This window comes from Streptomyces sp. NPDC007189 (genome assembly GCF_040703635.1).
Taxonomy (GTDB): Bacteria; Actinomycetota; Actinomycetes; order Streptomycetales; family Streptomycetaceae; genus Streptomyces.
In genome coordinates this window covers 91,703-103,100 of record NZ_JBEYEY010000006.1, presented here as the reverse complement: position 1 = coordinate 103,100, position 11,398 = coordinate 91,703, and the positions used below count along the sequence as shown (strand labels likewise).

10 protein-coding genes are annotated in these 11,398 nt (G+C 71.3%); 7 read left to right on the top strand and 3 right to left on the bottom strand.

Features of this window, described 5'->3' with window-relative positions:
• Positions 1-10: 10 nt before the first annotated feature.
• From AB0950_RS14650 to AB0950_RS14625, 6 genes are all read left to right on the top strand, one after another.
• On the top strand, positions 11-808 hold the full coding sequence (locus tag AB0950_RS14650) for a rhamnogalacturonan acetylesterase (protein WP_366778640.1): 798 nt from the start codon (positions 11-13) through the stop codon (positions 806-808).
• A 26-nt stretch (positions 809-834) separates the two neighbouring features.
• Complete coding sequence (locus AB0950_RS14645) at positions 835-2,151, top strand: pectate lyase (RefSeq protein WP_360571281.1); 1,317 nt, start codon at positions 835-837, stop codon at positions 2,149-2,151.
• A gap of 80 nt (positions 2,152-2,231) precedes the next feature.
• A complete protein-coding gene (locus tag AB0950_RS14640) occupies positions 2,232-3,350 on the top strand; it encodes a pectinesterase family protein (protein ID WP_366778639.1) in 1,119 nt (372 codons plus the stop codon).
• Between the two features lie 220 nt (positions 3,351-3,570).
• Complete coding sequence (locus tag AB0950_RS14635; protein WP_360150678.1) at positions 3,571-4,368, top strand: HAD family acid phosphatase; 798 nt, start codon at positions 3,571-3,573, stop codon at positions 4,366-4,368.
• Positions 4,369-4,438: 70 nt separating this feature from the next.
• Positions 4,439-5,275 (top strand): EamA family transporter, encoded by an 837-nt coding sequence (locus tag AB0950_RS14630; RefSeq protein WP_366778638.1) that lies wholly within the window; start codon positions 4,439-4,441, stop codon positions 5,273-5,275.
• 117 nt (positions 5,276-5,392) lie between these two features.
• Complete coding sequence (locus tag AB0950_RS14625; protein ID WP_360150684.1) at positions 5,393-6,790, top strand: NCS2 family permease; 1,398 nt, start codon at positions 5,393-5,395, stop codon at positions 6,788-6,790.
• A 32-nt stretch (positions 6,791-6,822) separates the two neighbouring features.
• On the opposite strand, the gene AB0950_RS14620 is transcribed toward AB0950_RS14625, so the two are convergent.
• The 3 genes from AB0950_RS14620 to AB0950_RS14610 all read right to left on the bottom strand — a co-directional run bounded on the left by AB0950_RS14620 (position 6,823) and on the right by AB0950_RS14610 (position 9,709).
• The gene (locus tag AB0950_RS14620; RefSeq protein WP_366778637.1) at positions 6,823-8,277 is read right to left on the bottom strand and encodes a penicillin-binding transpeptidase domain-containing protein; all 1,455 of its coding nucleotides are present in this window, start codon (positions 8,275-8,277) and stop codon (positions 6,823-6,825) included.
• Positions 8,278-8,414: 137 nt separating this feature from the next.
• A complete protein-coding gene (locus AB0950_RS14615; protein ID WP_360150690.1) occupies positions 8,415-8,885 on the bottom strand; it encodes a GNAT family N-acetyltransferase in 471 nt (156 codons plus the stop codon).
• Positions 8,886-8,935: 50 nt separating this feature from the next.
• On the bottom strand, positions 8,936-9,709 hold the full coding sequence (locus tag AB0950_RS14610) for an IclR family transcriptional regulator (RefSeq protein WP_360150693.1): 774 nt from the start codon (positions 9,707-9,709) through the stop codon (positions 8,936-8,938).
• 132 nt (positions 9,710-9,841) lie between these two features.
• Between AB0950_RS14610 and AB0950_RS14605 the strand changes: the two genes are divergently transcribed.
• The gene (locus tag AB0950_RS14605; protein ID WP_366778636.1) at positions 9,842-11,371 is read left to right on the top strand and encodes an aldehyde dehydrogenase (NADP(+)); all 1,530 of its coding nucleotides are present in this window, start codon (positions 9,842-9,844) and stop codon (positions 11,369-11,371) included.
• Positions 11,372-11,398: the final 27 nt, after the last annotated feature.

Below are 11,398 nucleotides of genomic sequence, written 5' to 3'. Positions count from 1 at the left end.
AGGCACCCCCGTGTCCCTCACGCGTAGACAAGTCGGCCTTGCCGCGATCGCTTCCGTTCCTCTCGCATTTTCCGTCGGCGGTGTCGCTCAGGCCGCCCGGCGCCCCCGTACCCTCTATATCGCCGGTGATTCGACGGCCGCGCAGAAATATGCCGGCGAAGCTCCGGAGACGGGGTGGGGAATGGCGTTGCCCTTCTTTCTGCACAAGGGATGGGAGGTCGACAACCGGGCGGTGAACGGGCGGAGTTCGAAGAGCTTCGTCGACGAGGGGCGGCTGGACGCCGTCCTCTCCGTGATCCGGCCCGGCGATCTCCTGCTCGTGCAGTTCGCGCACAACGACGAGAAGGCCGACGATCCCACCCGGTACACCGAGCCGTGGACGACGTACCAGCAGTATCTGCGGCTCTACATCGACGGCGCCCGCTCCCGTGGCGCCCGGCCCGTCCTCGCCACCCCCGTGGAGCGCCGCAGGTTCGACGCCGACGGCGACGCCGTGTCCACCCACGGCGACTACCCGGCGGCCATGCGCGCGCTGGCGAGGGAGGAAGGCGTCGCCCTGCTCGACATCGAGGCGCTGTCGCTGGCGCTGTGGCAGCGGCTCGGCGTGGAGGAGACGAAGGTCTACTTCAACTGGACCGCCACCGAGCAGGACAACACGCACTTCAACCCGCCCGGCGCCATCGCCGTGGCCCGGCTCGTGGCGCAGGAGTCGCTGCGCACACGGGTGCTGGCCCGGCCCGACGTCGTACGGCTGCACGAGGACATCCCGGCGTCCTGGATCACCTGGCCGCCGGCCCCGCCATCCTGACCTCTCGGCAAGAGGAGACCCGCACAGTGCGTACACAGAAATGTCATGGACGCGTCATAGCAGCGCTCGTCGGCTGCACGGCCCTGGTCCTCTCCGTCACGGGGACCGCCGCCGCGCAGCCCGCGCACCGGACGGCCACCGACCGGCAGGTGCTGCCCGCGAAGGACGGCTGGGCGGCGTACGGCAGCGGCACGACCGGAGGCGCCGCCGCCGATGCCGCACACGTCTACACCGTCAGCACCTGGGACCAGTTCAAGGCCGCCCTCGCGGACGGCGGGAGCGCGCCCAGGATCATCAGGGTCAAGGGCACCATCGACGCCGACGGGCCCGGCTGCGACTCCTTCGCCGTGCCCGGCTACGACTTCGCCGCCTACCTGAAGACCTACGACCCGGCCGTGTGGGGCCGCGACAAGAACCTCGACGGCGAACCCGACGACAGCCCCGAGGGCCTGCGCCGTGCCTCCGAGGCCCGGCAGGACGCCTCCATCAAGGCCTACGTGCCCGCGAACACCACCATCGTCGGCATCGGCGAGGACGCCGGCTTCAAGGGCGCCAGCCTCCAGATCAAGGGCGTCGACAACGTCATCGTCCGCAACCTGAGTTTCGAGAGCCCCCTCGACTGCTTCCCGCAGTGGGACCCGACCGACACCGCCGACGGCAACTGGAACTCCGAGTACGACAGCGTGGACGTCTACGGCGGCACGCACGTGTGGATGGACCACAACACGTTCACCGACGGCGACCACCCGGACAGCACCCTGCCGTCCTACTACGGCCGCATCTACCAGCAGCACGACGGCGAGATGGACATCGTCAAGGGCTCCGACTACGTCACCGCCTCCTGGAACGTCTTCGAGGACCACGACAAGACCATCCTCATCGGCAACAGCGACAGCGCCGCGACGGCCGCCGTCGACCGGGGCCACCTGAAGGTCACCTTCCACCACAACCTGTTCAGCAACCTGGTCGAACGGGCCCCGCGCGTGCGGTTCGGGCAGGTGGACTCCTACGACAACCACTTCGTCGCCGGGGACGGCTACGGCTACAGCTACGGCATCGGCATGGAGTCCCGGCTCGTCGCCGAGCACAACGCGTTCACCCTGCCGGACGGGGTCGAGGCCGGTCTGATCCTGAAGAAGTGGAAGGAGGCGCCGCTCACCGCCGACGACAACTACGTCAACGGCGCCCTGACCGACCTCATCGCCGTCCACAACGCCCAGGTGCCGGGCGAGATCCTGCAGTCCGGCGCCGGGTGGACGCCTGCCCTGCGCACCCGGACCGACCCGGCGAAGGCCGTGCCGGGCATCGTCGACCACCGCGCGGGCGCCGGTCACCTGCGCTGAACCACCCGCCGCCGGGGCGCCCCCCCCCGCCCCGGCGGCCCCCTGATCCCCCTTCAGCCGCACCGCGAAGGAGCACAGGCATGCCCTCGCCCCATCCCGCCCTGTCCAGACGGGGTTTCCTCACCGCGACCGCCGGCGCCGCGCTCGCCCTCGCCTCCGGTCCCGCGCGGGCCCTCGCCGCGGCGCCGGGCCCGTTCGGCCGGTACGGGTCACCGGAGCGCCGTCTGACCCCGCTGACCCTGTACGTCGACCCGCACGGCCGGGGCGACTTCACCTCCGTCCAGGCCGCCGTGACCGCCGCCACCGGCAGCGGCCGCACCCTCGTGCTCGCCCCCGGCACCTACCGGGAGACGGTCGCCGTCGATCCGAGCCGTACGGAGATGACCTGGATCGGCGCCTCCGAGAACCCCCGCGACGTCGTGATCGTCCACGACAACGCGGCCGGCACCCCCAAGCCCGGCGGCGGCACCTACGGCACCACCGGCTCGGCCACGACGACCCTGCAGGCCGACGGCTTCACCGCCCGCTGGATCACCTTCGCCAACGACTGGCTGCGCGCCGACCACCCGGACATCACCGGCACCCAGGCGGTCGCCGTGAAGGTGCAGGGCGACCGCAGCGCCTTCCTGCACTGCCGCTTCCTCGGCCACCAGGACACCCTGTACGCCGACTCCATGGCCCTGTCCGCCTTCGCCCGGCAGTACTTCCGCAACTGCTACGTGGAGGGCGACGTCGACTTCGTGTTCGGCCGGGCGACGGCGGTGTACGAGCAGTGCCGCTTCCACACCCTGAACCGCACCGACCTCACGGCGGCCCCGTACGGCTTCGTCTTCGCGCCCTCCACCGCCGTCGCCGACCCGCGCGGCTTCCTGGTCGTCCGCGGCCGGGTCACCAGCGCGGCCCCCGACGCGTACTACAAGCTGGCCCGCCCCTGGGTGCCCGGCTCCGACACCACCGCCCGCCCGATGCTCACCGTCCGCGACACCTGGCTCGGCCCCGGCATCGACGCGGTCGCGCCCTACACCAACATGGCGGACGCCTACCCGTGGCAGCGGCAGCGGTTCGCCGAGTACCGGAACACCGGCCCGGGAGCGGCGATCACCGTCCCGGAGAACCGCCCCCAACTGACCGACACGGAAGCGGAGTCCGCGACCCGCGAGGCGTACCTGGGCGACTGGACGCCCTGGAAGGAGTCCTGACGCCCGGCAGCCGCGCCCTGCCCACTGCGCGGCACCCTCGGCGACCGGGACCCCTGCCGGCCCGCTCGCTCTGAGCGGTGAAAGAACCCGCATGTCACGCGTCGAAAGTCCCGGCACCCTGTGTATCGATCGGGTAACAGGGCTCGCAGTGGGAGTTGTTATGCGCGTAGACAGTCCCTGGCCTGGTACATCAACTCTCCTCACCAGATCCGGAGAATCCATGCGGAAGTCCCACAGAGTCGTCGCCGCCGGTGCCGCCTGTGCCCTCGCCGGCGTCGCACTGTACGGCGCGGGTGCGGCCACCGCCGGGCAGTCGACGGCGAACTCCACCCACGAGCCCTACAACATCGGGCAGTTGGTGAAGGACATCGACACCTACTACGGCACGAAGGCGGACAGCAACGGCGTCTACCAGGCGTCCCCGGACAGCCCGTACGCCAAGGACCTGGCGGACATCGACGCGGACGCCCAGCGGTACATCGACAAGGCCGCGCGCCAGGCGCACCGGCACGGCGAGAAGCCGGCCGTCGTGTTCGACATCGACGACACGCTGCTGCTCAGCCTCGACTACGAGAAGCGCTACAACTACACGTACAACTCCACCACGTGGAACGACTACGTGAACCGCGCCGACCGCCCGGCCGTCTTCGGCAGCCCGGAGCTGGTGCGGTACGCGGAGTCCAAGGGCGTCGAGGTCTTCTACAACTCCGGTCTGACCGAGGCCCAGCGCGCCGCCGCCGTCACGAACCTGAAGAAGGTCGGCGCCGATGTGAACCTCGACGCCGCCCACATGTTCCTCAAGGACAAGGACAACCCGCCGGCCTACCTGAGCGGCTGCGCCACCCCGGGCACCTGGACCTGCACCACCGTGCAGTACAAGTCCGGCACGCGCGAGCACATCGAGGACGACCTGGGGTACGACATCATCGCCAACTTCGGCGACCAGTACTCGGACCTCGACGGCGGCCACGCCGACCGCACCTACAAGCTGCCGAACCCGACGTACTTCGTCGGCTGAGCCCCGGCCGCACGGCAGGGTTCCCAGGCGCACCGGGATCGGGGCGCCGGTGCGGGGGCACCTGGAGGGGATGGGTGCTTTCCTCGCGCTGGCCTCCGCGGCCTGTTACGGCCTCGTCGACTTCGCCGGCGGAGTGCTCTCCCGCCGTGCGCACTTCGCCGTGGTCACGTTCCTCGGCCAGCTGGGCGGCCTCCTCTTCGCCGGGGCGGCCGCCCTTGCCGTGCCCGCGCACGCGGTGCGCTCCGCGGACCTGCTGTGGGGCGCCCTGTCCGGCGCCGGCAGCGCCGTGGCCATGCACTTCCTCAACCGCGGCCTGAGCCGGGGCGCCATGAGCGTCGTAGTGCCCGTGAGCGCCGTCACGGGCGTCGCCCTGTCCGTGGTGTGCGGTGTGCTCTTCCTCGGCGACCGGCCCTCCCCCCTGGCCTGGCTGGGCATCTGCGTCACCGTGCCCGCGCTGTGGCTGGTGGCCGGCGGCGGGGCCGCGGGGGGTTCGGGGCGGCTGCCCGCGGACGGTCTGACGGCCAGCGTGGGCGTCGCCGTGCAGTATCTCGGGCTCGCCCAGGCGGATCCGGCGAGCGGTCTGTGGCCGGTGGCGGCGGGCCGGCTCGCCGCGGTCCTCCTGCTGCTGCCGGGCATGCGGCGGCACCCGGCCGGCATCCGGGACGCCGGCCGACCGGCCCTGACGGTCCTGGCGGTCCTGACCGGAGCCGGCGCGGCTCTCGCACTGATCCTCTACCTGTGGGCGACCCGGCAGCAGATCCTGTCCGTCGCCGTCGTCCTCGCCTCCCTGTACCCGGCCGTCCCGACGGTCCTCGGGCTCGCCGTCCTGCACGAGAGGGTGACCCGGGCCCAGGCGGCCGGCCTCGCCGGCGCGGCCGCCGCCGTGGTGCTGCTCAGCCTCGGATGAACCCGTGGTCCACCGAAGCGGATTCCGTAACACGGGGAAAACCTGAAACCGGTTGAGCAGGGGAACAATCCAGCCAGCATCCGCACGCCGATCATCAGGTGACGAGGAGTGGGACCCATGTCAGTGGACCGGTACTTCAGGATCTCCGAGCGGGGATCCACGTTCGGGCGGGAGATACGCGGCGGCTTCGCCACGTTCTTCACCATGGCCTACATCCTCGTCCTGAACCCGGTCATCCTGGGCAGCGCCAAGGACAAGTACGGCCATACCCTGGACACCGGCCAACTGGTCACCGCCACCGCGCTGGTGGCGTGCGTGATGACGATCGTGATGGGCGTCGGCGGCAACCTCCCGCTCGCCATCGCCGCCGGCCTCGGCCTCAACGCCGTCGTCGCCTTCCAGCTGGCGCCGCTGATGAGCTGGGCCGACGCGATGGGCCTGGTGGTCCTGGAGGGCCTGGTCATCTGCCTGCTGGTGCTCACCGGGCTGCGGCAGGCCATCATGAACGCCATCCCGCAGCAGCTGAAGCAGGCCATCGGTGTCGGCATCGGTCTGTTCATCGCCTTCATCGGCTTCGTCGACGCCGGGTTCGTCAGCCGCATCCCGGACGCCGCGCACACCACCGTGCCCGTCCAGCTGGGCGCCGTCGGACGCCTCACCGGCTGGCCGGTGCTCGTGTTCTGCCTCGGTGTGCTGCTGACCATCGCGCTGCTCGCCCGGAAGGTGAAGGGCGCGATCCTCATCAGCATCGTCACCATGACCGTCGTCGCGATCGTCATCGACGCCGTCGCCGACGTCGGAAGCTGGGGCCTGACCACGCCCAAGGTCCCCGACAAGATCGTCGCCGCCCCGGACTTCGGGCTCATCGGTCATTTCAGCCTGTTCGGCGGCTTCGCCAAGGCGGGCGTCCTCACCGCCGTCCTGCTCGTCTTCACCCTCGTGCTGTCCGACTTCTTCGACGCCATGGGCACGATCGTCGGCATCAGCGCGGAGGCCGGGCTGCTCGACGACAAGGGACAGGTGCCCGGCATCGGCCGGGTGCTGTTCATCGACGGCGCCGCGGCCGTCGCCGGCGGTCTCGGCTCCGCCTCCTCCAACACCGCCTACATCGAGTCCGCGGCCGGCGTCGGCGAGGGCGCCCGCACCGGCCTCGCCAACGTCGTCACCGGCGGCCTGTTCGGACTCGCCCTCTTCCTCACCCCGCTGCTCACCATCGTCCCGCTCCAGGCGGCGGCGCCCGCGCTGATCGCCGTGGGCTTCCTGATGATGACCCACGTCAAGCACATCGACTGGGACCGCTACGACATCGCCATCCCGGCGTTCCTCACCATCGCCGCCATGCCGTTCACCTACTCCATCACCGACGGGATCGGCGCGGGCTTCCTGTCCTACGTCGTCATCAAGACGGTGCTGGGCAGGGCACGCGAGGTGAACTGGCTGCTGTGGGGGGTCTCGGCGCTGTTCCTGGTGTACTTCGCCATCGACCCCGTCGAGCAGGTGCTCGGGGTGAAGTGAGGGGGCGAGGGGAAGGGGCGAAGCGAGGGGCGCTACTTGAGCGCCGCCTGCATCATCGCCTTCGCCACCGGCGCCGCCAGGCCGTTGCCGCTGACCTCCGACCGGGCCGCGTCGGACTGCTCCACCATCACGGCGACGGCCACCTCCTTGCCGTTCGTCTCGGACTTGGCGAAGGACGTGAACCAGGCGTACGGCGTCTTGCTGTTGTTCTCGCCGTGCTGCGCGGTGCCGGTCTTGCCGCCGACCGTGGCCCCGTCGATCAGGGCGTTGGTGCCCGTGCCGTCCTTGACCACCGTCTCCATCGCCGACTGGAGCTGCTCGGCGGTGGAGGCGCTGACGATCTGCCGGGTGTCCGTGTCGTCGTCGTAGTTCTGCAGCACATCGCCGCCGCTGTCGGTGATCTGCGACACCATGTGCGGCGAGACCAGCTTGCCGCCGTTGGCTATGGCCGCGGACACCATGGCCATCTGCAGCGGGGTCGCGGTGACGTCGAACTGCCCGATGCCGGACAGCGCGGTCTGCGCCTTGTCCATGCCCGAGGGGTAGACGCTGGCGTAGGCCCGCACCGGCACGTCCTGCCTGTCGTCGTCGAAGCCGAACTTCTCGGCCATCGCCCTCACCTTGTCCTGGCCGAGCTGGACGGCCATGTGCCCGAAGACGTTGTTGCAGGAGTACTGCAGGGCCACGCGGATCGAGGCGCTCCTGCACGGCGCCGACTTGTTCTCGTTCTCCAGCACGTGCGTCGTGCCCGGCGGGGTGTAGGGGTCGGGGCTGTCGGTCGGGTCGTCCACGTTCTTGTACAGCCCGTCCTCCAGCGCGGCCGCCGCGACGACCAGCTTGAAGGTGGAGCCCGGCGGCAGCGGCTGGCGCAGCGCGCGGTTGGTGAGCGGCTTGTCCTTGTCCGCGTTGAGCCGCTTCCACGCGGCTCCGGCGGTGTTCGCGTCGGTGAGCGCGGAGGGGTCGTACGACGGTGTGGACACCACCGCGAGGATCCTTCCGGTCTTCGGGTCGATCGCGACGGCCCCGCCCTTCTTGCCGTCGAGCGCGCGGTAGCCGGCCTTCTGCACGTCCGGGTCGATCGTGGTGAGCACGTCGCCCGGATCGGCGCGCTCGCCGGTGAGCGTGTCCATCACGGTCTTCAGCCGGTTGTCCGTGCCGTTCAGCAGGTCGTGGTAGATGCCCTCCAGCTGCGTGGGGGCGTAGGCCTGCGAGGCGTAGCCCGTCACGGGCGCGTACAGCGCGCCGTCCGTGTACGTCCGCTTGTACGCGAGGTCGCTCCCCTTCGTCCGCGTGGAGCCGGTGATCGCGTTTCCGGCCACGATGATGTTGCCGAGCGGCCGTGAGTACGTCTGGATCGCGTTCCGCCGGTTGTCGTTGTCGTCCGCGAGGGCCTTGCCGTCGTAGAACTGCACCCATGTCGCCCTGGCCAGCAGGGCGAGCACGAGCAGCAGCGCGAAGACGGACGCCCGCCTGATCGTCTTGTTCATCCCGCTCCGAAGACGAGCGGGAGGGGGCCGATCGTTCCCGTACGCCCCGGTTTCTCAGCGTGTGCTCAGGAAACCCGCCCTCGGGGCGTTCACGTCCTGCTGTCCGACGCTCCGGGTCCGCCGTGCGGGCGCGGAGGTCAGGCGTCCAGGACGAGCACGACCTCCTCGATCTCCCGGCCCCGCCCGCTCGCGTACCCACGGGCCCGGGTCGTCTCGCGGAAGCCGCACTTGTGCAGCACCCGCAGCGACGCGGCGTTGTCGGCCGCCGCCCGGGCGTACAGCGGCCGTTCGGGCACCTCGGCGAGCAGCGCCCGCAGCGCCGCCGTGGCGACACCGCGGCCCCAGTAGGAGCGGTCGATCCAGTACGTCACCTCGCGCTCGCCGACCGCTCCGTAGACCGCCGCGGTGCCCGCCACGCATCCGTCGGCCAGGACCGTGCGCAGGACGTCGGAGGTCGTGCGCAGCCGTTCCCAGTGGGCCGCGAAGGACTCCCGGTCGTAGGGCCGTTCCGGGCCGAACGCGGCCATCCGGACGGACTCCGGGTCGGTCATCTGCCGGAAGAACACCGGCAGATCGCTGTCCTGGACGGCACGCAGCGCGATCTTCATGGGGCCCGAGCCTACGACGGCCCGGGCGCCGCGCCCACGACCGTGCGCGCTCAGAGCCGGCGGGTCGCCAGCGTGAGCCGGTCGCGGGCGTCGAACAGCGCGTCCTTGATCATCTGCTCGTGGGCGGGGGTCAGCCGGGCCACCGGCACCGAGCAGCTGATCGCGTCCCGGGCCGGGGTGCGGTACGGGATCGCCACGCCGAAGCAGCGCAGGCCCAGCGTGTTCTCCTCGCGGTCGACCGCGAAGCCCTGCTCGCGCACCTGGTGCAGCTCCTCGATGAGCTTCTCCCGGTCGGTGAGGGTGTTCTCGGTGAGGGCGGGCAGCGTCTCGGGCAGCAGCTTGCGCACCTGCTCGTCGCTGTAGGTGGCGAGGATCGCCTTGCCGAGGGAGGTGGAGTGGGCCGGGAGCCGGCGGCCGACCCGGGTGAAGGGGCGCAGGTAGTGCTGGGACTGGCGGGTGGCCAGGTAAACGACGTTGGTGCCGTCGAGCCGGGCCAGGTGGATGGTCTCCGTGGTGTCGTCGGAGAGCCGGTCCAGGGTCGGCCGGGCGGCGGCCACCACCTCGTCGCCGTCGATGTAGGAGGTGCCGACCAGCAGCGCCCGCACCCCGATGCCGTACCGCGTGCCCGTCGCGTCCGTCTCCACCCAGCCCAGCTCCACCAGCGTGCGCAGCAGCATGTACAGGCTGGACTTGGGATAGCCCACGGCCTCCTGCACGGCCGCCAGGGAGTGCATTCCGGGCTTTCCGGCGAAGTACTCGAGCAGTTCCACCGTCCGCACCGCGGACTTGACCTGCGCCCCGCCGCCTGTCTCGGCCACCGACATCGCCCTTGACCCCTTCGTTGGACGCCACATAGTCTCCGACAGAGTATTCATCATCAGAGACAGCGTTCAGTATATCGAACGCCGCTGATGGATGAGCCAGTACTGCGGCATGACATGTGGAGGGATCCCGCGGTGGCAGCAGCACCAGTCTGGAGTGTCGACCCGCGTACCGGGAAGCAGCGCGAACAGGTTGCGGTGGAGGCCACAGCCCAGGAGGTGGACGCCGCGGTCAGGGCGGCCCACGCCGCGCGCGGCGCCCTCGACGACCGGGCGGTGCGCTCCGCGTTCCTGCGCTCGGCCGCCGCGGGCCTGGACGCGGCCAAGGACGGTCTGGTCGAGACCGCCGACGCCGAGACCGCGCTCGGCCCGGCCCGGCTGACCGGCGAACTCGCCCGCACCGGCTTCCAGCTGCGGGCCTTCGCCGACATCGTCGACGAGGGCGCCTTCCTCGACGTCGTCATCGACCACCCCGACGCGACCGCGACGCCGCCCATCCCGGACCTGCGCCGCTACAAGGTCCCGCTCGGCGTCGTCGCCGTCTACTCCGCCTCCAACTTCCCCTTCGCCTTCTCCGTCGCGGGCGGCGACACCGCGAGCGCGCTGGCCGCGGGCTGCCCGGTCGTCGTCAAGGCCCACCCCGACCACCCGGCCCTGTCCGAGCTGGTCGCCAAGGTGCTGCGCCGGGCCGCCGCCGAGCACGGCATCCCCGACGGCGTCGTCGGACTCGTGCACGGCTTCGAGGCGGGCGTCGAGCTGATCCAGCACCCGCTGGTCGCCGCGGCCGGCTTCACCGGTTCCGTGCGCGGTGGCCGGGCCCTGTTCGACGCGGCCGCCGCGCGGCCCGTGCCGATCCCGTTCCACGGCGAACTCGGCTCGCTGAACCCGGTGCTGGTCACCGAGGCCGCCGCCGCCGAGCGCGCCGAGGAGATCGGGGCCGGTCTCGCCGGGTCCATGACGATGGGCGTCGGGCAGTTCTGCGTCAAGCCGGGCCTGGTGCTCGTGCCGTCCGGCGCGGCGGGCGACGGCCTCGTGAAGTCCCTGACGGACGCGGTGAGCGACACCGAGGCGGGCGTGCTGCTCGACCACCGGATGCGGGACAACTTCCTCGCCGGGGTCGCCGAACGCACACAGCTGCCCGAGGTGGACTCCCCGGTCACCCCGGGCGCGGGCGGCGAGCACTCGGTGAGCGCCGGCTTCCTCACCGCGCCGGCGAGCCGGCTCGTGGACGAGGGCGCGTACGACCTGCTGCTGGAGGAGTGCTTCGGGCCGGTCACCGTGGTGGCCCGCTATGCCGACGAGGAGGAGGCCGCGGCGGTGCTGTCCCGGCTGCCGGGCAACCTCACGGCCACGGTCCAGCTGTCCTCGCAGGAGGCCGCCGGGCACGGGCGGGGGCCGGAACTGCTCGCCCGGCTGACCCCGTTGGCGGGGCGCGTGGTGGTCAACGCCTGGCCGACCGGGGTCGCGGTCGCGCCGGCCCAGCACCACGGGGGCCCGTACCCCGCGACGACCTCCACGTCCACCTCGGTGGGCGGTACGGCCATCGAGCGGTGGCTGCGGCCGGTGGTGTACCAGAACGCCCCCACCGCGCTGCTGCCGGCCGAGCTGAGGGACGAGAACCCGCTGGGGCTTCCCCGGCGGTTCAACGGCCGCCTCGAACGCTGAACACCGGTACCGGTTCGAGGAACCTGA

Excerpts from the sequence above, each read along its gene's own strand:
- AB0950_RS14640 (WP_366778639.1), top strand. The coding sequence starts at position 2,232 with ATGCCCTCGCCCCATCCCGCCCTGTCCAGACGGGGTTTCCTCACCGCG.
- AB0950_RS14635 (WP_360150678.1), top strand. The coding sequence starts at position 3,571 with ATGCGGAAGTCCCACAGAGTCGTCGCCGCCGGTGCCGCCTGTGCCCTC.
- AB0950_RS14630 (WP_366778638.1), top strand. The coding sequence starts at position 4,439 with ATGGGTGCTTTCCTCGCGCTGGCCTCCGCGGCCTGTTACGGCCTCGTC.
- AB0950_RS14625 (WP_360150684.1), top strand. The coding sequence starts at position 5,393 with ATGTCAGTGGACCGGTACTTCAGGATCTCCGAGCGGGGATCCACGTTC.
- AB0950_RS14620 (WP_366778637.1), bottom strand. The coding sequence starts at position 8,277 with ATGAACAAGACGATCAGGCGGGCGTCCGTCTTCGCGCTGCTGCTCGTG.
- AB0950_RS14615 (WP_360150690.1), bottom strand. The coding sequence starts at position 8,885 with ATGAAGATCGCGCTGCGTGCCGTCCAGGACAGCGATCTGCCGGTGTTC.
- AB0950_RS14610 (WP_360150693.1), bottom strand. The coding sequence starts at position 9,709 with ATGTCGGTGGCCGAGACAGGCGGCGGGGCGCAGGTCAAGTCCGCGGTG.